The sequence below is a fragment of the Fibrisoma montanum genome, assembly GCF_003583365.1.
Classification (GTDB): domain Bacteria; phylum Bacteroidota; class Bacteroidia; order Cytophagales; family Spirosomataceae; genus Fibrisoma; species Fibrisoma montanum.
Genome location: NZ_QXED01000002.1, coordinates 863,286 through 883,690, shown reverse-complemented (window position 1 = coordinate 883,690; position 20,405 = coordinate 863,286). Strand labels below are relative to the sequence as shown.

Genomic DNA, 20,405 nt, shown 5'->3' with positions numbered 1-20,405 from the left:
ACCCCACTGCCCTGAAGGCACCTTTCGCACCGGCAAAGTAACAGTTTATCATGAAACCTTTGTCACATGACCGGGTAGTCAAAGCACCGTTTCACCATCTACGGTCTGGGGCAGCATGACCCGCAGCTGGCCGGGCTGGATCTCCGCATCAACTCGGGCAACCCGGCCCATATACTCACCATCGACCTGGAAATAAGCCTTTTGATGCGTTTCAATACAAACCGACGTAGCGGAGAAAATCTCGGTTTTTGACGAGTCGAAGGGCCGGTACCGCCAGAACATTTTCAGGAACTCCCAGAACGAAATCCGACGCAGCACCACCACTTCAAACCGCCCATCGGCCACGTTTCCGTCGGGGTTGATGATGGCACCGGTTCCGTACATGCGGGCGTTGGCCAGCACAACCATGAAGGCGTTTCGGTTGAGTACCTGCTCCTGAGTCCGGATCTGCACCGTGAGCAGTCGTTTCCGCAGCAGTACCCGAACAACGCCCCGGGCGTAGCCCAGCTGACCGCGCCAGTTGTTACGCTGGTAGTAGCGCACCAGCCGCGCGTTCAGACCGATGTCGCTCAGGTGCAGGCAGATGTTATTACCGTTAATGGCGATGACGTCGATCGGACGGGCCTCCCCATTGACGATCACGTCGAGGCACTCTTCCAGGCGCGACGGCAGGTTTAACTCCCGGGCCATACCATTCGCCGAACCGGCCGGGAGTATACCCAGGGGTGTCGTGGTTTTCAGCAGTTGTTCGGCAACCAGCTTAACGGTGCCGTCGCCCCCAACCGCAACCACACAGTCGGGCTGCCACTGGTCCATTCGTTTCCGGAGCCGGGCATCATCGTTTTCGCCAGTAAGCTGCATCAGATCGACTTCGTGCGTCAATTCGCTGAAATAAGCCCTGATTCCGTCCTCCCAGTCGGCCTTGGCTACACCGCCCGATACCGGATTGATTGCAAATAGAAATTTCAACTTATTTTCAGATCAACGGTTAAGTGAGTGTTAATCGACTCCGTACCGAGTCACAACAGTACTTTTCAGACGATGCAACGAACCAGCAACTGGAAGCGCACATTGTACAGGTGGCTCGGTATCACCAACGAACCAACTGTGAAGGTGTATCACGGATACGGCCGTCCCGATCTGCTTATTATTCAGGGCCATGTACTGCAACTGAGTCCCCTTAAACATACAACGACCCGACGTAACGTACTGGCCAACACCTTCGCGCTGCTGCGGCTGTTCGTAACCCGGCCGTATAGCCATGCGACGGTTCAGCTGCAGGGACAGCTTTCTGACACCCCTGTTCAGGTTCGTACGGACAAAGATGGCTTTTTTCGGTTGCAATACACGCCCGTTCACCCTTTTCCTCCTGGATGGCACCAGGTGGACGTGGCACTCATGACCGGCCCCACTCCGAACGACACCGTAATGGCCACGGGCAGCGGTCTGGTCTGCGTTCCGCACATGACTCAGTATGCCTGCGTTTCCGATATTGATGATACGTTCCTGATTTCGCATTCGGCCACCGTACTGAAGCGGTTAGGGGTGTTGCTGACGCAGAACGCCTACAGTCGTAAACCGTTCAGGGATGTAGTCAAGCACTACCAGCTGCTGGCCTACGCAGGCACGGAACAACACGCCCCCAACGCCTTCTTTTACGTGTCGAGCAGTGAATGGAATCTGTATGAATACATTATGACTTTCTCCCGCGAAAATGGGCTACCGAGCGGTATCTACCTCCTCAACCAGCTGAAACGGCTGCACCAGGTCATGAAAAGCGGCCAGAATAAGCACGCTACAAAATTTACCCGCATTGCCCGTCTGCTGGAAGTTTACCCCGAACTTAAGTTCATCCTGCTGGGCGACGATACCCAGGAAGACCCCGCTATCTATGCGTCCCTGGTAGGCCATTTCCCCGATCAGATTATTTGCGTGTACCTACGCCGGGTTTATGCAGCTCACCAGGCTCAGACCCAGACGTTTATCGATCAGATTGAATCCGCTGGCGTGTCCTGCTGCTATTTTACGCACAGCGACGAAGCCATCCGTCACTCACAGCAAATCGGCCTGGTAGCCGCTTCATAACCCTATCTTTACTATTCTTTGTCTCCAACCGCAACAATACTGATTACATAACATTAAATTTTCTCCAACTAGTCTATAAATTAAATTCTCTAGCGGCTTAATTATCAACCGGTAGCGTTTTTTGGCACGCCCATCGGCCATTTAATTGTGGAAAAAAGTACACAAAAATTTTGCACTTTAGACCTACCGGCCTATTTTTACCCAAAAGGACTTGTACTTAACCTACGTTTCTGATGAGAAAAGTGCTCCTGACCGTATTTTGTACGGTCTCGTTTGGCATGATTCAAGCCCAAACCGTATCCGCCGTAACTCAAGCCGATCCTACCCTCTCTACCACCTCCTTCTACGATCAGATTCCAATTGTCAGTAATCTGATTCACTTTGCCAAGCAACACCTGTCGGCGCGGTATCGCTCCGGCGGAACCTCCCCCCGCAACGGGTTCGACTGCTCAGGTTTCACCCGCTTCTGTTTCAACCGGTTTGGTATTACTCTTCCCCATTCCAGCGCAGCGCAGGGAAACGTGGGCGTCGAGGTTGATAAAGATGCAGCCCAACCCGGCGATCTGATTTTCTTTAAAGGCCACAGTGCAGGCGGCAGCCGCATCGGTCATGTTGGTCTGATTACGGAAGTCATCGGTAACCGTATCAAATTCATTCACTCCGCCTGGAATGGGGGCGTTCGCTACGATTACCTGCACGCCAGTTACTACCAGCATCGGTTCATGGGGATTCGGCGCGTTGTGAACCTGCTGGCCGAAAAGTAAACCCGTATTCGTCAGCTTTCCTGCTGATTTGTCGCTAGTCGAAGCGTGGTTCCGGCTCCCTCCTGAACAGCCATAGCCAGTTCATCGGCGTGACAGATGATTACCCGCTCAACCCCGTTTTGCAGGGCGTTGAAGGCATTGTCCAGTTTCGGAATCATGCCTTTGCTGATCACACCGGCCGCTTTATACTCCGCATACAATGCTGGTGTCAGTTCCCGGATTGCACTGTCATCATCGGCTGGGTCCGACAGTACGCCTTTCTTCTCAAAGCAGTACACGAGCGTTACGGCATTATGATGACTCAGGTCGACGGCAATGGCCGATGCCATTGTGTCGGCGTTGGTGTTCAGCATATTACCCATTTCATCATGAGTCAGGGGCGCGATTACGGGCGTCAGTTCCTGTCGCATAAAGGACTGCAGCCGCCCTGAATCCACCGCTACGATATCTCCCACGAAGCCATAATCGACCTCCTTCACCGGTCGTTTCTCCGCCAGGATGATGTTGGCGTCGGCGCCCGTCAAGCCAATGGCGTTACTGTCCAGGGCCTGGAGTTTCGCCACGATCTGTTTGTTGACTAACCCACCGTATACCATCGTTACGACATCCAGCATAGCCTGATCTGTGATCCGGCGTCCATCGACCATAGTGGTCTGAACGCCCAGCTTCTCAGCAACCTGGGTGGCAATTTTTCCGCCCCCGTGGATCAGAATGGTATCGCCGGGCAGACTGGCAAAGGCGGTCAGGAAACGGGTTAAGGCGTCGGGGTTGTCGATGACGTTCCCCCCTATTTTAATGACTGTGAGGTTATTCATGGGCTTAAACGCAGAGGTAGCAGAGAGTTACGCAGAGAAAACAGAGAAACCTCAGCGTCCTCTGCGTAACTCTCTGCTACCTCTGCGTTTCTAAATTTTTCAGAATTTCTTTCAATACGGCCTGGGCGGACCACTCGCGGTTGGCAGCCTGTTCAATCACAATCGACTGCGGACTATCCAGCACTTCGTCGGCCACCTTTACGTTCCGGCGAACGGGCAGGCAGTGCATGAATTTACCGTTGTTGGTCAGCTTCATCTTCTCGCCCGTTACCATCCATGATGAGTCCTGGGTCAGCACGTTGCCGTAGCGGACATACGATGACCAGTTTTTGCCGTAGATAAAATCCGCCCCTTCAAAGGCTTCATCCTGGTTGTGCGTCACCCGGGCGTTGCCGACAAACTCCGGTGCCAGATCGTAGCCCGCCGGGTGGGTCACCACGAAGTCGACGTCACGCCGGTTCATCCATTCGCTGAACGAGTTGGCCACGGCCTGGGGCAGCGGCTTGAAATGGGGGAGCCAGGTCAAGACCACTTTGGGGCGGGGCACCGGCTTGAACTCTTCGATGGTTATGCAATCGGCCAGCGACTGGAGGGGGTGCCGCGTCGCGGATTCGAGGTTGATGATGGGTACGGCCGCGTATTTCCTGAACTGGTTCATTACCTGCTCGCTGTAGTCTTTGTCGCGATCCAGCAGGCCCGCAAACGCCCGGATACCCAGGATGTTGCAATACCGTCCCATCACGGCGGCCGCTTCTTTGACGTGCTCCGCCTTATCGCCGTTCATGATGGTGCCGTCTTCCATTTCGAGTCCCCAGCTGTCCTGACCGACGTTCATGACCATTACGTTCAGGCCGAGGTTCTGGGCGGCTTTCTGGGTACTGAGCCGGGTTCGGAGGCTGGAGTTGAAAAAGATCAGACCAATGGTTTTGTTGTGGCCGAGGTGCTGATCAGCGAAGGGGTTGGCTTTGGCCTCGCGGCCGGACTGGATGAGGGCGTCGATGTCAGCGACGTCAGCGAGGGAGATAAAGTTAGTCATTGTTTCTTAAACGCAGAGGAGCAGAGGGCTGCGCAGAGTTCACAGAGTTAAAGATTATTAGCAACGCGTCGAATTCCTTGCCGAAGCAGTGTAACGTTAAAATTGATGAGTAAACCAAGTCGACAGTCTGCCAACCTCAAATACGTCATTAATTGAGCTAAATGCACATCGTTCAAAATTTCAACAGCTTTCAATTCTATAATTACTTTTCGCTCAAGCATGAAATCAACCCGGTATCCGGCTTCAAGCTTTATGGTTTTGTAAACAACAGGCAAAGCCTTTTGCCGCTCGAAAAATAGTCCGGATTTTGTCAGTTCATAAGCAACACACTCTTCGTAAACAGATTCAAGTAGTCCCGGTCCAAGCTTACGATGGACGCGCATTGCACAGCCGATAAATTCTTCTGTGATCTCATTTTCTCTCATTCCTCCGCGAACTCTGCGTTATAACTCAGCGCGCTCTGCGTTTAAGCATCTCTCCAGTGCCTCCAGGAACAAATCCGCTTCGTCGACACCGATCGCCAACGAAGGCAAGAGCCGGATGGTGTGCTTACCCGCTACGCCCGTAAACATCCGGTGATCGACCAGCAGGGTCTTCCGCAGCGGCTCGACCGGAAACTCGTACTCAATGCCAATCATCAGGCCCCGGCCCCGCAACTCGTTGAAACCACCAATCTGCCGAATGCCGTTCATCAGGTACTCACCCATGCGGACGGCGTTGTCGATCAGGCCCTCATCCTTCATGATGTCCAGCACCGCGATAGCCGCCGTACAGGCCAGGTGATTTCCGCCGAACGTAGTGCCCAGCAGCCCAAACGACGCCTTGAACTTCGGCGAAATCAGCACGCCCCCGATCGGGAAGCCATTGCCCATGCCCTTCGCCGTAGTGATCAGGTCCGGCTCAATGCCGCTGAACTGGTGCGAAAAGAAGCGCCCCGAACGACCGTACCCACACTGCACCCCATCGAGAATCAGTACTGCCCCGGTTTCGTCGCAGCGCCGACGCAGCGTTTGCAGGAACTCGTCGGTAGCGACGTGAATCCCTCCTACCCCCTGGATTCCTTCGACGATTACGGCGCAGGTCTGATCTGTAATGCCGGCCAGAGCCGCAGCGGAGTCGTTGTAGGGCAGGAACGTAACATGCTGGTTATAATTGACCGGAGCGACAATAGCCGGGCTGTCGGTCGCGGCCACGGCTCCGGCGGTTCGGCCATGAAACGACTTCCGAAATGCAACAACCTGCGTACGGCCATTGTGAAATGATGCCAGTTTCAGGGCATTTTCATTGGCCTCAGCCCCGGAGTTACACAGAAACAGCGCAAAATCCGGATGACCACACATGGCCCCTAATTTATCAGCCAGTTCCTGCTGCTGCGGAATCCGGACAGAATTGGAATAGAACGAAATACGGTTAAGCTGGTCGGTCAGCGCTTGGACGTAGCGCGGGTGCGTATGTCCCACCGAAATCACCGCATGGCCGCCGTAAAGGTCGAGGTATCGGTCGCCTTTGGTGTCCCACAAATAGCTGCCCTGCGCCCGAACGGGTTCGATATCGTACAGGGGATAAACGTTAAAAAGCTCTGCCATGAGAGGAGTTGATTACTGCTACGCTACGTTGCCATCCCCACAGTACTGAGGCTAACAAACGGAATTCATTAAACTGGGTGCAAGTTTACGGATTATCAAGGGAAAACCCCCTTAAAAAACAAAAAGGAAGCGATCTGCCTCCTTTGTTGCCATTTTGAAAACGTGATGAATTATAAACGATCGACAAACTGCCGGATGGCCGCCTGTGCCTGCTCGGGTTCTTCGATCATACCCAGGTGACCGGACGCGTTGAGCACAACCAGCTCCGTATCGGCAGCCATGTCGGCCAACTGACGGCTTTTCTCGGGCGGCACAATCTGATCATGCTGACCGGCAACGATCAGCACCGGGTAAGCGGCCTGTTTCAGGACTGGGGTCCGGTCCGGCCGCGATAACATGGCCCGAATGCCGGCCTGCAAAGCCTGGGGCGGAAGAACACTGTTGAGTTCGATCAGCGCGTGGACTTTTTCGCTCATGGCGTCCCGGTTGTCCGGCGCAAACATGTTCGGTATCGCCGTTTCCAGAAACGGTCGTGTTCCCTCCTCGTCCAGTTTTCGAATCACTTGTCGCCGTTGTTCTTTCTTCGGTTCGTCATCGGCGAAGGCAGTGGAGTGAAACAGGCCAAGTCCTTGAATCATGTCCGGGTATTTTTCGGCGAAGGCCAGGGCAATGTAGCCACCCATCGAATGACCGATAACAACGCAGCTATCGACCTGGCCGCTCTGCAACCGGGCGTACAGCTCTTCGGCGTAGGCTTCGATGGTGCTGTGGTTTGTAAGCCGCGAAAAATCCGGTCGCAGCACCCGGACATCCGTAGACAAACCGGCGTAGATGCCGTCCCAGATGGACGCATCTACGCCGTGACCGTGGAGTAACACCAAAGCGGTTGAATCGCTCATTATCAGGTGTTAACCAGATCCAGGATGATCAGAACAAGACCCGCGATCAACGCGATCAGACCGATGGTGGCCCCGACGCCGTTACCAACCAGCAGCAGAATCAAACCAATGATACCGATGATAATACCCGCTTTCAGCAGCGTGGTTGCCATGGTTTTCTTGGTTTTGTTCGGCGCCATTTTGTTTTTGATCTGCTTGTCGATCCGCTTCACCATGGCCCGTTCGAACAGGTTCAGCTTCTTGGCAGAGGTCGTTGTATTGAGGGTAGTCGCTTCTTTCTGGCTGACGGTGTTCATCAGGTTCTTCACCCGAGACATCCGCTTCTCCAGCTTTTTGTTCGTAGCCAGTTGGTTGTCATTACGAACATACGCTTCCACCTGATCCAGCGCCACGCGAGCCTGGGCAACCTGAGCCGCCGGTGCAGCCGTTTCAGTAACTGCAACGGTTGCCGGTGCTGTTTCAACCGGAGCCGCTACGCTTTCCTGCGGAGATGCTGGCGTTACGGCCACAGTCTCCGTTGTCGGCGTACGAAATTGTTCGCGCTGGCTCGGCTGAAAATAAGCAACCGGACGGCTGCAGGAAGAGAAAACCGCAACGCCCAGCAGGGCTGCACAGAGATGTTTAGTGAAAGAAGTGCTCATTAACTGTAGAATTTAACGTGAGAAAAACTAAGATTCACCACAACAACAGTCCTTACATTACTTTGTTGGGTTTAGCCCGAAAAACCGAGTGAATGTTTAAAAATAGGCTAAACAATGGTCTTTAGCCTATTTTGCCGACAGACATAAGCTAAATTATAATAAGCCGACCAGCAAAATGATGGCGCCGGCCAGCAGCGCAATAACGCCGATGGTGTTGGCCGTTCCGGCCGTGAGCAGGATCAGCAGCAAACCGATGATGACCACCACCGCGCCCGTTGCCAGAATGGTCGTATTGGCCGTAGCTTTTTTGGGGTACAGTTTCTTATGAATCTGTTTGTCTAACTTTTTAGTCATCACCCGCTCAACGAGAGTTAGTTTGCGGGTATCGGTGGCCTTTGTGGTGGCTGCGGCCGACTGATTTTGCCCGGCGGCCGTCAGCAGCTGTTGTACCTTCGCCAGGCGTTTCTGCACTTTGCGACTTTCAACCAGTTTATTGTCATTTTTAGCAACGGCGTCGTTCAGTTGCTGCTGCACGGCCTGGATAGCCGGCGCCGACGCGGGCTGCACTGGGGTTGACTGCATGGCGGGCTGGACCGGTGCTTCCGGAGTGGCCACGCTGACTGGCGTTGAAACTGGCTGAACCGTCGTAAACTGCTCCCGCTGCGAACGCTGAAACGTAGCGTAGGGGCGACTGCAAGCCATAAAAAAGCTGGCACCCATCAGCACCAGCAGGTAGCGTTGTGTAGTAATTTTCATAGTCTGAGTGTTTAACGTTGTGTTAGTTAACTTGGGACTCCCTACACAACTGACACGTCTGTGGTTTGTTATGATTGCCCCGGATATATGATCGAATGGAAACGACACCGCCCGGCCTCCTTGCGGAAACCGGGCGTTGTATGGTCGTGATCGGAGCCCTGTTTAGGCCACGGAACGTAATGAGTAGTTGCTGGATTTACCAAACTTCTCACGGGCGTATTCCAGACTGATCGTCAGCTCGTTCACCCCCGTCTGCGACGGTAGTTCAAACATCGCGTCGGTGATGATCGATTCGCAGATCGAGCGCAGGCCACGGGCACCGAGGTTGTATTGCAAGGCCTGATCAACAATATAATTCAGAGCGCTGTCATCCCAGTGGAGTTTGATGCCTTCCATCTGGAACAGCTTGTCATACTGCTTCGTAATGGCGTTCCGGGGTTCGGTCAGGATACGCATCAGCGCTTCCCGATCCAGCGGTTCCAGATACGTCAGTACCGGCAACCGGCCGATCAATTCGGGGATCAGCCCGTATGATTTCAGATCGAGGGCCGAGATGTAGCGCATCAGATGGCCTTTTTCGAACGTATCATTCAGGCGACGGTCGCCGGAGAAACCGATGGGGCGGGTATTGATCCGCTTGGTGATGTGCCGGTCGATGCCGTCGAAAGCTCCCCCGCAGATAAACAGGATGTTCTCCGTGTTGAGTGCGATCATCCGCTGGTCGGGGTGCTTACGGCCACCCTGGGGCGGTACGTTCACGACCGATCCTTCGAGCAGCTTCAGAAGCGCCTGCTGAACTCCCTCACCGCTGACGTCGCGGGTGATGCTGGGATTATCCGACTTCCGGGCGATCTTATCGATTTCGTCAATGTACACAATACCCCGTTCGGCGGCTTCTACGTTGTAGTCGGCGGCCTGCAGCAGGCGCGTCAGAATTGTTTCTACGTCTTCGCCCACGTAGCCTGCTTCGGTAATCACCGTAGCATCGGCAATACAGAACGGTACTTCAAGAATTTTGGCGATCGAGCGGGCCAGGTACGTTTTGCCGGTTCCCGTTTCGCCCACCATGATGATGTTCGATTTCTCAATCGTCACCTCATCGTGGGTTTTGGGCTGCATAAGCCGCTTGTAGTGATTATAGACGGCGACGGTGATCGCTTTCTTGGCCTCATCCTGACCAATAACGTACTGGTCGAGGTGACGCTTCATTTCTACGGGCTTGATCAGGTTGAAATGAACCTCACTGGGTTCGCTTCGCCGGGGACGCATCTCTTCCAGCACCACCTGGTGCCCCTGCTCAATGCAGTAATTACAGATGTGCGCGTCTATCCCCGACAGCAGCAGCATCACCTCGTTTTTGCGCCGTCCGCAGAACGAGCAACTGATTTGTGGCATGTACGTTTGCAGTGTAAATATTCTGGTTATACCCAACTACTCAGCCTGTGAAAATGCTAATTTGCTGGGAATTGTTCAACTATTCGTTTAAAGTCTTTGTTGGTAGAGTCCGGCTAAAAACAGCGTGATTTGGTAAGACAGAACGACCTCCTACTAGCAAATTTATCCATCGGTAGGTTAGTAACCAACCAATACGGACCATAAACTCACTGAACCTTTATTAACCGGTTATTTATAAACGGCTTAGCCGTTCGCCGGCCCGCATCAGCATTTCGTCATCTTTGGCAAAGCAGAAGCGCAACAACTGATAATCATTCCGTTGTTGATAGAATACCGACACCGGAATGGACGCAATACCAATTTCCTTCGTCAGCCGGACGGCCAGGTCATAGTCAGGTTCGTCGGTGATCTCCGCGTATGAAACCGTTTGAAAAAAACTACCCTCGGCAGGTTTGAACCGAAACCGCGATCCGCTGATGCTGTCGAGGAACAGGTTGCGTTTGCGTTCGTAGAAGGCCGGCAGCGATTCGTAGCGTTCCGGATCGCCCAGGTAATCGGCCAGGGCGTACTGCATGGGCGTAACGGTACTGAACGTCAGAAACTGGTGCACCTTCCGAAACTCGGTCGTCAGTCCAGCGGGGGCCAGGCAATAGCCGATCTTCCAGCCCGTGATGTGAAACGTCTTGCCGAACGAACCGCAGACAAACGTCCGCTCCCGCAGCACCGGGTGGGTCATGAGCGAGTGGTGGGTCCGCCCATCGAAGAGGATGTGTTCGTACACTTCGTCGCTTACTACCCAGATGGGTTTTTCCTGAACAAGCCCCGCCAGTTGATTCAAATCGTCGGTTGTCCAGACGCGGCCCGTTGGGTTATGGGGCGTATTGACCATGATCAGCCGCGTTTTGTTGGTTACTTTGCTACGTACCTCCTCCCAGTCGATCCGGAAATCGGGTGGCGTCAGCGTCACGAAAACCGGAATCCCGCCGTTCAGTTCGATGGCCGGTACGTAGCTGTCGTAGGCGGGTTCAAACACCAGCACCTCATCGCCCGGCCGGACCACGGCGGCTACGGCAGCGTACAGAGCCTCAGTTGCACCGGACGTAACGGTAATCTCTGTTTCGGAATCATAGTTCACGCCATACGTAGCGAGGGTCTTATGAGCCAGAGCGTCCCGCAGCACCGGCACCCCCGCCATCGGTGCGTATTGATTGGCTCCCCGGCGCAGGTACGTCTCGACCAGCGCTACCAGCTCGGGTGAGCAGTCGAAGCCGGGAAATCCCTGCGACAGGTTAATAGCACCGGTTTCCTGCGCCAGTCGCGACATGACCGTAAAAATGGTCGTACCGACGTTCGGTAGTTTCGAGGGCAACGAATGAAGAGACGAAGAAATCATACGGATGGTTGGTGTCGCGCTGGTGAGCCGCCCGGCAAAATTCGGGGTTGTCGGCAAAACAAAAAAGCGAAGGGACGTCTAAATCCCTTCGCTTTGGCTTATGGTTTTCCCATCGGCGGCTTACGCGCGATCCCGGCGCAGTACTTCGTCGATCAGGCCGTATTCTTTGGCTTCTTCGGACCGCATCCACTTGTCGCGGTCTGAATCTTTTTCAATCTGTTCAACCGACTTGCCGGAGTGATTAGCGAGAATGGTGTACAGTTCCTCCCGCAGTTTCACAATCTCGCGGGCCGTAATTTCGATGTCGACCGACTGCCCCTGTGCACCACCCGACGGCTGGTGAATCATAATCCGGGCGTGCGGCAGCGCCGAACGCTTCCCGGCAGCACCGCCGGCCAGCAGGACCGCCCCCATCGACGCGGCCAGGCTCGTGCAGACCGTGGCTACGTCCGGACGAACGTACTGCATGGTGTCGTAGATCCCCAGACCGGCATACACCGAACCACCGGGGCTGTTGATATACATCAGAATGTCTTTCTTCGGATCGGCCGATTCGAGGAAGAGCAGCTGCGCAACGATGATGTTGGCGATGTTGTCGTCGACGGGCAATCCCATGAAAATGATCCGGTCGGCCATCAGGCGTGAGAACACGTCAACCTCGCGGAAATTCATCGGACGCTCTTCAATAACGGCGCGGGTCATGTTGTTGATGGTGTGGTTCATGTACCCATCCACGGTCAGGCCGTTGAGGCCCATATGATGCACCGCAAACTTGCGGAATTCCTGGTCTTGATTCATATTGTGGTTACTCCTTTGGTTTGAAACGAATAAAGGTTGATGTAAGTTCGAGAATTCTTTCGCTGCAAAAATGCGTTATCCCCGTAAAAAGTACTATCGGTTTCGGTTTAGATTTTATCGTACATACTTGATATGAAGACATCAATTAGCGAACGAATCCGCCTGCAACGGCTCCAGCGCGGCTATTCGCAGGAAAACATGGCCGATTTACTAAGCTTATCGACTACGGCCTACGGCGATATTGAACGGGGAAAAACCGACCTGACGCTCTCGCGCCTGACCCAGATTGCGCAGGTGCTGAACGTATCGCCCCTGGTTTTACTGACCGACGAAGCCATTCCCACCCCGGCCGTTGAAGTGGCCCCGGCCGAACCCATTGCCGAACACGAACTCGAAACGCTCCGGCTGACGATCGAGAAGCAGCAGCTGGAAATTGAAAAACTCCGGCTGGAAGTCGACAACTACAAGCGTAAATACGAAGACCGGATTGCCTTTGAACTGGCCCGCGCCCTGGGTCTTGGGCAGAATCTGGAGCAGAGCCGCCAGCGGATCGGGTTCTGAAGCCCGCTTTTGTGGCTGTCCGACAAGCCGACCATCTGGTTTTGTTCAAACCAAAAAGGTCGCTTCCTTTGCGAGACTAACCCGGCGGGCCGCCCAACGCGCTGGCCTGACGTTTGATCTACCCTTTCTCATTTCCCTGAAAACTAATGACTGAACAAAGTAAAGCGTTCCTGTATCAGTACCTCAACAATGCCTCACCCACAGGCTTTGAATCATCGGGGCAGCAGCTCTGGCTGGACTACCTCAAACCGTACATTGATGAGTACATTGTCGACACCTACGGCACGGCCGTGGGCGTCATTGGCGCCGGCAAGGCGTATAGTGTCGTAATCGAAGCCCACTCCGACGAGATTTCGTGGTTCGTCAACTACATCGACGACAACGGCTACCTGTTTGTCCGGCGCAACGGCGGCTCCGACGCGGTGATTGCTCCCTCGATGCGGGTGAATCTGCACACGAAAAAGGGCGTCGTTACGGGTGTTTTCGGCTGGCCGGCTATCCACGTCCGCGACCTGGCCAAAGATACCGCCCCGAAAGTGACCGATCTGTTTATCGACGTGGGCGCGGCTACGAAGCAGGAAGTCCTCGACATGGGTATCCACGTCGGAACGGTCTGCACGTTCTCCGACGGCCTGACGGAGATGAACAACCGCTACTACGTGGGTCGGGCGCTCGACAACCGCATGGGTGGCTTCATGATTGCGGAGGTGGCCCGGCAATTGAAAGAGAACAACATCACGTTGCCTTACACGCTGTATGTGGTCAACTCGGTGCAGGAAGAAATTGGGTTGCGGGGCGCCGAAATGATCGCCCACCGGCTCAAACCGAACCTGGCCATCTGTACCGACGTAACGCACGACACGCAGTCGCCGAAGTACGACAAGAAAGAGCAGGGCGACCTCAAATGTGGCGATGGTCCGGTGCTGTGCTACGGCCCGGCCGTGCAGAACAACGTCCTGGATTTCATCATCAACGTAGCCGAGCAGCAGCAGATTCCGTTCCAGCGCCAGGCCGTAAGCCGCTCGACCGGTACGGATACCGACGCGTTTGCCTACGCCAGTGAGGGGGTTGCCTCGGCGCTGATCTCACTGCCGCTGAAATACATGCACACCACCGTCGAAACCGTACACAAGGACGACGTGCAGAACGTAATCCGGCTTATGTACGAAACGTTGCTGGCCCTGAAAGGCGGAGAAGATTTCCGGTATATCCGGTAATTCAGGCTACCTGTTTCAGGAACTGCCTACTACCGCGGGCGCTACCTCAGTGATTGAGGTAGCGCCCGCGGTGTTTTTACCTTATCCCCATAAATGGGGATTTTTTTGGAGGTGTGTTTGCCTGGCTGTGGCGATGAGCGACTACTACCATACCGATCGGAATAAAACGCCGAGCGGCTGATTGTCAGCTTTTTCCAACTAAGTAAACAGACAGTACCATGAACGTCTACCACACCTCCTCACAACTGCGCACACTGATCAGCTGCCTGCTGCTGGTCGGTTCCGCCCTGCCTTCGCTCTACGCTCAGACTGTTTCGACGCCAGGTTCGTCGGCGGCATCTTCCACTACCCTCCGTGCGATTGTCCGGCCGGACAGACATCGGTCGGGATGCTTCAACGTATTCTGCGAGAGTCGGTCCTACACCCAACTGACTATCCGGGATAAAAATCAGAAAGAGGTGTACAGCGCCCCGATTCCCGTCCGAAACTATGCCGCACGGCTCAACGTATCGGCGTTACCGTACGGCGAGTACACGGTTGAGCTTCGTAATCATCAGGATCATTTCGCGCAGACGTTCCGGATTGAACCACCGGTCGATGGCCGCATCGTACTCCTTAAATCACCGCTGCCGATAGACAGTCTGCTGGCCGAGCGCCGAAAGTAGTGCGTGTTCACCTTAGCCCCTCCTGCCAAAAGCGGGAGGGGTTTATTTGTCTGGTCCGTCCGGTAAGGACACCCGTACGGCCAACCTTTGCCCGGGATTGTGGTTAATCAGGTGGGGACATCCATTCAGAGTCCTGACTCGTCACCAGACTGCCTGCCCGACAGGCCCACCTATGCAACAATTCGATGCGATTGTGATCGGTACCGGGGTTGCCGGTAAAAAGACGGCCGAACAGCTTCATCAGGCCGGTAAGTCCGTAGCCATCATTGACAAACTACCCTTCGGCGGTACGTGCTCCCAGCGCGGCTGCTAGTAAACTATACTAGCCAGATTATACTGTTCAATCTTTTTTGTCAACGTATTTATTGAACCATACCCTAACGCTTCCAGCGTACGGGTTTTGTTTCCTTTAAAATACGTAAGAGCGCGTCTTATCAAGTCTTTTTCGTGCATCTGCCAGTCAAATGTGCTGGCAGCATTGTCTGGTTGACAAATCCAGGAAGGTAAATCAGCAACATTGACCAGTTCGTCGGCGAATACATATAAAGACTCAATCAGGTTTTCTAATTCACGGACGTTACCAGGGAACAGATACGCATCTAATACGTTGCGGGAGGCCGACGAAAAACTGATTTGTTTAGTTCTTCGTAAAGCCTTTTGTTTTATTACCACAAAATGATCGATGAGCAATCGTTTTTCGGTAAGTGACCACTCCGCCAACGTAGGAAGGCGTAATTCAGCTACTGACAATCGGTAAAACAAATCCCACCGGAAGTGCCCCTGCTGACACTCGTGCCGCAAGTCTTTGTGGGTGGCGGCTATGATACGAACGTCGGCCTTCCGCACTGTAGTTGCACCGACAGGAGTAAACTCCTGCTCTTGCAGCACCCGTAACAACGTTTGTTGCATACTGGCTGAAATGTCGCCTATCTCGTCTAAAAACAACGTGCCTCCTTTGGCCGTATCAAAGAAGCCGACTGTTTTTTTGTCGGCCCCGGTGAACGCCCCTTTTTCATAACCAAACAATCGGGATTCCAGCAATGTGTCGCCAATAGCAGCGCAGTTAATGGCTACAAATGGCCGGTTTGCCCGATTTGATTGATTATGTATGAATTTAGCCAGGTTTTCTTTTCCGGTTCCACTGGCTCCTTGTATCAAACACGTAACCCGATCTGTCCCTGCCACTCGCGTGGCCCGTTCATAGACCGGTTTTAACGTTTCAGTGATTAGAAAACTACTAGTCTGTTTATCCTCTTCGCGCTGCAATTGCTCGAGTAAAACCATCGACACCGGTATGGACGACTGCTCGGTGCGAATTTCTATCAACTCAGGCAATCCGGTTGTCGTGTATTTCGAGGCTCGGGTCTGCAACAGTCGGGTCGGCAGCGATAAATTCATGTGGCACAGATACCAGGCAACCTGCATAGCGGGCGTTCCCGGCGATATAAACAGATCAATCTGATCAGCTTCAGATATACGTAACAGGAGTGCTTCTACTTTTGCTTTGATGTCGGGCATATTGATTGGATCCTTAACGCCCATGCCCCGACCTTCAATTCGGCGTTTTGGATAATCCAGCAGCAACCGGTTCACTAACCGATCAAGTTTAGGGTCTTCATCCGGTGCCGCTGTTGATAAGATCAGATGTAAGTCGTGTTGATAAAAATGCTTATGAAACTGACAGGTTGGTCCGCCCAGCTGAACTTCATTACCATCAAAATCATTACTAAGCGCATACCAAGACACCAGGATTTTCATATCATTTTTTGACTAGTATAATCAACTTATGAAAAGCACACCCCTTTAAAATGGCTCAATATAGCAGTTTTTACGTTGGCACAGAATTAGCCATAGAGGAAACATCTATCACTCACTAAACTGTTACGACCTTTATGAACCAATCGGCTTTTTCGTGCCCACATTGCCAGCAGCCTATTAACCTGGAAACTTCCTTCGTTCATCATGTTGAGCAAGCACTTGCCCGTAAATACAACCAGCATTATGCCGATCAGAAGGCTGCGCTACAGCAGCAGCAGGCCGAACTGCGTCAGCAGAAGCTGACCTTACAACGCAAAGAGCAAGAGCAGCAACTGGAAATTCAGCAAGCCATAAACGCCCAGGTAAAAGCAATTCAGGCGGAGGCACTCCACAAAGCCCGCACAGAACAGGAAGCGATGATTGGCACCCTACAAGCTGAATTGCGCGACAAGTCGGCGACGGTCAAATCGCTGCAGCAGCAGGAACTCAACCTGCTCAGGCAACAACGGGAACTAGAGGAAAAGCAGGCGGCCCTGGCACTCGACGTCGAGAAGCAATTACGAACCGAACGGGCCGACATTGAAGCAAAGGCCCTGCAAAAAGCTCGCGACGAAAGCTACCTGAAAGAGGAAGAGCAACAGGGCCTGATACGCTCGTTGACCGAGCAGCTCCACGCCATGAAGCGCAAAATCGAACAGGGGTCACAGCAGACGCAGGGCGAGGCACTAGAGGTAGCCCTCGAAAAGCTATTATCCGATACGTTTCCGTTCGACCAGATTACGGAGGTAAGCAAAGGCGTCAATGGGGCCGATCTTATTCAGGATGTGCGGAATGAGTTCGGTCGACTCTGCGGACGTATCATCTATGAAAGTAAGCGCACGAAGGCCTTCGGTGGCAACTGGATTGATAAGCTCAAGGCCGATCAGCAGCGCCACAACGGCGACCTGGCGGTGCTGGTGACCGAAGCCATGCCTGCTGATATGCGCCACTTTGGCCTGATGGATGGTGTTTGGATTTGTACATTCGCGGAAGTTAAAGCCCTGGTGAGTGTGCTGCGTATGGGCGTTCTGAAAGTGTCCGAAGTGCAGACCGCCAGCGAGAATAAAGGAGATAAAATGCAACGGCTCTACGATTATCTGACGGGTAACGAATTTCAGCAGTGTGTTCGCTCCATCGTGCGGGCGTTTCAAGCCATGCAGGCCGGCCTTGATCAGGAAAAACGGGCCATGAAAAAAATCTGGAGCCAGCGTGAGAAACAGATTGAAGCGGTTATCGACAGCACAACTAGTATGGTCGGTGCCATTGGCGGCATAGCCGAAGGCGTAGTGCTTGACATGCCCGAGCTGGAACTGTTAGCAGACGACGTAGAGACCGCACCGAAATGCCGGACCACGGTGGACCGGCAATACCTTGCGTCTACTGACCGGATGGTCTTGGCAGATTAAAGGCTGACGCACCTGAAACGCGACGTATCACGTTTCAACGACAAACAATTGAAAATTATCTTGTAAATCATAAATTTATTAACGCAATGAATGCTTCTATTCACAAAATTTTCAACCTGATTCTTCTCGATGAAAGTGGCTCCATGGAGTCTATCAAAGCGGCTACGCTCAGCGGCTTCAACGAAGTAGTGCAGACGATCAAGGGCGCCAGTCAGCAGTTTCCCGAGCAGCAGCATACGGTCACGCTGGTTACCTTCAACGGACTGGGCATCAGCACCCGACTGGATAATCAACCGGCCCCCCAACTGACACAGCTAACAGACGAGTTGTTCAGACCCAGTGCCAGCACTCCACTCTACGACGCCATGGGCCGCAGCCTGATGCGGATGGAGTGGCTGACCGAGAAAGAGACGGATTATACGGTACTAGTCAGCATCCTGACGGATGGCTACGAGAATGCGTCACGCGAGTTTTCGGGACCGCAGATACAAGCTTTGGTAGAACGGCTCAAGCAGCAGAATTGGTCATTTACATACATGGGCGCCAACCACGCCGTTCAGCAAACAGCCATGTCACTGTCCATCCACCAGTCTATTACGTTCCAAACGAACGAAGCTGATATGAAGGACTTGTTTGACAAAGAGCGCAAGGGGCGTACTACCTTCTACGAGAAGCGGAGCAAGGGGCAATCCACTCGGGATGCCGAAAGTGGTTATTTCGAGCAGTAGAAACCGCACCGGCAAACCGGCGATACCTCGCGTCTCCTTCAGGTTTCTGTAAAGACAAGATTTTATTGCTGACGCAAAGAAGACGCGAGGTGTCGTATCTCTACAAAATGCCTATTTTTGACAACCTATCTTATTTACAAAATATGCTTACCGGCGAACTTCGCTCTAATATTGACAAGGTTTGGGAAGCCTTCTGGACAGGCGGCATTTCGAACCCCCTTACCGTTATCGAACAAATCACGTACCTGCTGTTCCTTCGTCGACTAGACGAGATTCAGACGGCCAAGGAGCAGCAGGCAAACGACTTGCAGGAACCCATTGAAAACCCGGTTTATCCACCGGACCAGTACCCGCTCCGGTGGAGTCGTTTTAAAGACATTGATCCCGAAGCCCGCTTCGAGCTCTTCCGCCAATCAAACGGTGTCTTCGATTTTATCCGCAACTTAGGGCAAGGCAGCTCATTCAGCCGGTACATGCGTGGGGCTACGTTTATGATTCAGACGCCCCGACTACTCGATCAGGTAGTGAGTCTGCTTGATAACGTTCAGATGAACGACCGGGATACCAAAGGCGACGTATACGAATACCTGTTGTCGAAAATCGCTACGTCCGGACAGAACGGACAGTTCCGGACACCACGCCACATTGTCAAGATGATGGTAGCGATGATGGCACCTGGTACCGACGATGTGGTCTGTGATCCATCGGCTGGGTCCGCTGGTTTCCTGGTGTCAACGGGCGAATACGTAGCCGAGTATCACCGACAAGCCCTGTATAAGTCGGCTGTGCAGCAACACTACCGGTACCGGTTGCTGATGGGTATGGAGTTTGATCCAACCATGATCCGCATCGGAGCGATGAACCTGCTGCTGCACGGCATTGAACCGGAGCGGCTCGCCGATGTTGATGCGCTTAGCAAGGCCAACGCCGGTTTTGAAGACGAAGCCACTGTTGTCCTGGCCAATCCCCCTTTCAAAGGCTCGCTCGATGTGGACCACGTCATGCCTGATCTGGTACGTACCGTTGCGACCAAGAAAACAGAACTGCTGTTTCTGGCCTTAATTATACGCGGATTGCGGACCGGTGGCCGGGCGGCCGTGATCGTGCCCGATGGCGTCCTGTTCGGCAGCAGCAAAGCTCACCAGCAACTCCGGCGTGAGTTAGTGGAGAAACACCGCCTGCAGGCGGTTATCTCGATGCCCAGCGGAGTATTTAAACCCTATGCGGGAGTGAGCACGGCGGTGCTGGTATTTACGAAAACCGGTTCAGGCGGCACGGATAACGTCTGGTTCTACGACATGCGGGCCGATGGCTATAGCCTTGACGATAAACGGACGCCAACCGGCCCGAGCTTCGAGCGGTTTGCCGATCTGGAAGCGCTGATCAGCCAGCATAAAGAAACGCCAATTCATGCGACCGACATTCCGGATATCGTAAACCGGTGGCGTAATCTGGCGGGCGAGGTAGACCGCAAACGCACCGACCAGAGCTTTCTGGTACCGGTGGCCGACATCCGGGCCAATGCCTATGATCTGAGCATCAACCGCTACAAAGAGGTGGTGTATGAACAGAAGGAATACGATACACCGGAGGTGATTATCAATCGCATTAAAGCACTCGACGCCGAGCGGCAAACCGATCTGCTGGCCCTAGAAGAGATGCTGGCTCAGGTTGCTGAGAATTAACTCAAAAGTGAATGATACTGCCGACACTAGATTTTCATAGCCAAGGCAGTATCATCAAAATACGCTTTTAAACGTCCCTGTTAATAGCACTCAGTTTAGGATTTTTTTTCGACGTACTCAATATACCAGCCTGAACCGTCAGGCTCTCGGCAAACAGGGCTAAGGTAGGCATAGGATA

The 20,405-nt window shown here is 53.5% G+C and carries 21 protein-coding genes; 9 read left to right on the top strand and 12 right to left on the bottom strand.

What is annotated here, in order from left to right:
* Nucleotides 1–78: 78 nt before the first annotated feature.
* Nucleotides 79–969, bottom strand: coding sequence for a diacylglycerol/lipid kinase family protein (locus tag DYU11_RS09340; protein WP_119667372.1), 891 nt, complete (start codon nt 967–969; stop codon nt 79–81).
* A gap of 72 nt (nt 970–1,041) precedes the next feature.
* Between DYU11_RS09340 and DYU11_RS09335 the strand changes: the two genes are divergently transcribed.
* Nucleotides 1,042–2,085, top strand: a complete 1,044-nt coding sequence (locus DYU11_RS09335) for an App1 family protein phosphatidate phosphatase (RefSeq protein WP_119667371.1) — start codon at nt 1,042–1,044, stop codon at nt 2,083–2,085.
* Between the two features lie 233 nt (nt 2,086–2,318).
* Complete coding sequence (locus DYU11_RS09330; protein WP_119667370.1) at nt 2,319–2,849, top strand: C40 family peptidase; 531 nt, start codon at nt 2,319–2,321, stop codon at nt 2,847–2,849.
* A gap of 11 nt (nt 2,850–2,860) precedes the next feature.
* On the opposite strand, the gene argB is transcribed toward DYU11_RS09330, so the two are convergent.
* The 10 genes from argB to DYU11_RS09280 form a co-directional block, all read right to left on the bottom strand.
* Nucleotides 2,861–3,664 carry an acetylglutamate kinase gene (gene argB / locus DYU11_RS09325; protein ID WP_119667369.1) on the bottom strand — a complete coding sequence of 268 codons (804 nt, stop codon included), beginning with the start codon at nt 3,662–3,664 and terminating at the stop codon, nt 2,861–2,863.
* A gap of 76 nt (nt 3,665–3,740) precedes the next feature.
* A complete protein-coding gene (locus DYU11_RS09320) occupies nt 3,741–4,700 on the bottom strand; it encodes an N-acetylornithine carbamoyltransferase (RefSeq protein WP_119667368.1) in 960 nt (319 codons plus the stop codon).
* Between the two features lie 47 nt (nt 4,701–4,747).
* Nucleotides 4,748–5,125, bottom strand: coding sequence for a GxxExxY protein (locus DYU11_RS09315; protein WP_119667367.1), 378 nt, complete (start codon nt 5,123–5,125; stop codon nt 4,748–4,750).
* 18 nt (nt 5,126–5,143) lie between these two features.
* Nucleotides 5,144–6,286 (bottom strand): aspartate aminotransferase family protein, encoded by a 1,143-nt coding sequence (locus DYU11_RS09310; RefSeq protein WP_119667366.1) that lies wholly within the window; start codon nt 6,284–6,286, stop codon nt 5,144–5,146.
* Between the two features lie 170 nt (nt 6,287–6,456).
* A complete protein-coding gene (locus tag DYU11_RS09305; protein ID WP_229365742.1) occupies nt 6,457–7,185 on the bottom strand; it encodes an alpha/beta fold hydrolase in 729 nt (242 codons plus the stop codon).
* 2 nt (nt 7,186–7,187) lie between these two features.
* Nucleotides 7,188–7,826 (bottom strand): hypothetical protein, encoded by a 639-nt coding sequence (locus DYU11_RS09300; RefSeq protein ID WP_119667364.1) that lies wholly within the window; start codon nt 7,824–7,826, stop codon nt 7,188–7,190.
* Between the two features lie 153 nt (nt 7,827–7,979).
* The gene (locus DYU11_RS09295; RefSeq protein WP_119667363.1) at nt 7,980–8,582 is read right to left on the bottom strand and encodes a DUF1676 domain-containing protein; all 603 of its coding nucleotides are present in this window, start codon (nt 8,580–8,582) and stop codon (nt 7,980–7,982) included.
* Nucleotides 8,583–8,744: 162 nt separating this feature from the next.
* Nucleotides 8,745–9,977, bottom strand: coding sequence for an ATP-dependent Clp protease ATP-binding subunit ClpX (gene clpX / locus DYU11_RS09290; RefSeq protein WP_119667362.1), 1,233 nt, complete (start codon nt 9,975–9,977; stop codon nt 8,745–8,747).
* Between the two features lie 232 nt (nt 9,978–10,209).
* A complete protein-coding gene (locus tag DYU11_RS09285) occupies nt 10,210–11,370 on the bottom strand; it encodes a methionine aminotransferase (protein WP_119667361.1) in 1,161 nt (386 codons plus the stop codon).
* Between the two features lie 120 nt (nt 11,371–11,490).
* Nucleotides 11,491–12,168, bottom strand: a complete 678-nt coding sequence (locus DYU11_RS09280; protein ID WP_119667360.1) for a ClpP family protease — start codon at nt 12,166–12,168, stop codon at nt 11,491–11,493.
* A 132-nt stretch (nt 12,169–12,300) separates the two neighbouring features.
* Here DYU11_RS09280 and DYU11_RS09275 point away from each other — a divergent pair, with 132 nt between their 5' ends.
* The 4 genes from DYU11_RS09275 (at nt 12,301) to DYU11_RS09260 (ending at nt 14,924) form a co-directional block, all read left to right on the top strand.
* Entirely contained in the window at nt 12,301–12,729 is a 429-nt protein-coding gene (locus DYU11_RS09275) for a helix-turn-helix domain-containing protein (RefSeq protein ID WP_119667359.1), read from the top strand.
* A gap of 146 nt (nt 12,730–12,875) precedes the next feature.
* Nucleotides 12,876–13,946 carry a M42 family metallopeptidase gene (locus tag DYU11_RS09270; RefSeq protein WP_119667358.1) on the top strand — a complete coding sequence of 357 codons (1,071 nt, stop codon included), beginning with the start codon at nt 12,876–12,878 and terminating at the stop codon, nt 13,944–13,946.
* 218 nt (nt 13,947–14,164) lie between these two features.
* On the top strand, nt 14,165–14,611 hold the full coding sequence (locus tag DYU11_RS09265; protein WP_119667357.1) for a hypothetical protein: 447 nt from the start codon (nt 14,165–14,167) through the stop codon (nt 14,609–14,611).
* Nucleotides 14,612–14,783: 172 nt separating this feature from the next.
* Nucleotides 14,784–14,924, top strand: coding sequence for an FAD-dependent oxidoreductase (locus DYU11_RS09260; RefSeq protein ID WP_229365741.1), 141 nt, complete (start codon nt 14,784–14,786; stop codon nt 14,922–14,924).
* Here the strand turns inward: DYU11_RS09260 and DYU11_RS09255 are convergent.
* Nucleotides 14,921–16,369, bottom strand: a complete 1,449-nt coding sequence (locus DYU11_RS09255) for a sigma 54-interacting transcriptional regulator (RefSeq protein ID WP_119667356.1) — start codon at nt 16,367–16,369, stop codon at nt 14,921–14,923. The two genes, DYU11_RS09260 and DYU11_RS09255, sit on opposite strands and share 4 nt — an antisense overlap.
* 134 nt (nt 16,370–16,503) lie before the next feature.
* Here DYU11_RS09255 and DYU11_RS09250 point away from each other — a divergent pair, with 134 nt between their 5' ends.
* The 3 genes from DYU11_RS09250 to DYU11_RS09240 all read left to right on the top strand — a co-directional run bounded on the left by DYU11_RS09250 (nt 16,504) and on the right by DYU11_RS09240 (nt 20,227).
* Nucleotides 16,504–17,814 (top strand): DUF2130 domain-containing protein, encoded by a 1,311-nt coding sequence (locus DYU11_RS09250; RefSeq protein ID WP_119667355.1) that lies wholly within the window; start codon nt 16,504–16,506, stop codon nt 17,812–17,814.
* 86 nt (nt 17,815–17,900) lie between these two features.
* Entirely contained in the window at nt 17,901–18,542 is a 642-nt protein-coding gene (locus DYU11_RS09245; RefSeq protein ID WP_119667354.1) for a VWA domain-containing protein, read from the top strand.
* A 143-nt stretch (nt 18,543–18,685) separates the two neighbouring features.
* Nucleotides 18,686–20,227 carry a type I restriction-modification system subunit M gene (locus tag DYU11_RS09240; RefSeq protein ID WP_119667353.1) on the top strand — a complete coding sequence of 514 codons (1,542 nt, stop codon included), beginning with the start codon at nt 18,686–18,688 and terminating at the stop codon, nt 20,225–20,227.
* Nucleotides 20,228–20,405: the final 178 nt, after the last annotated feature.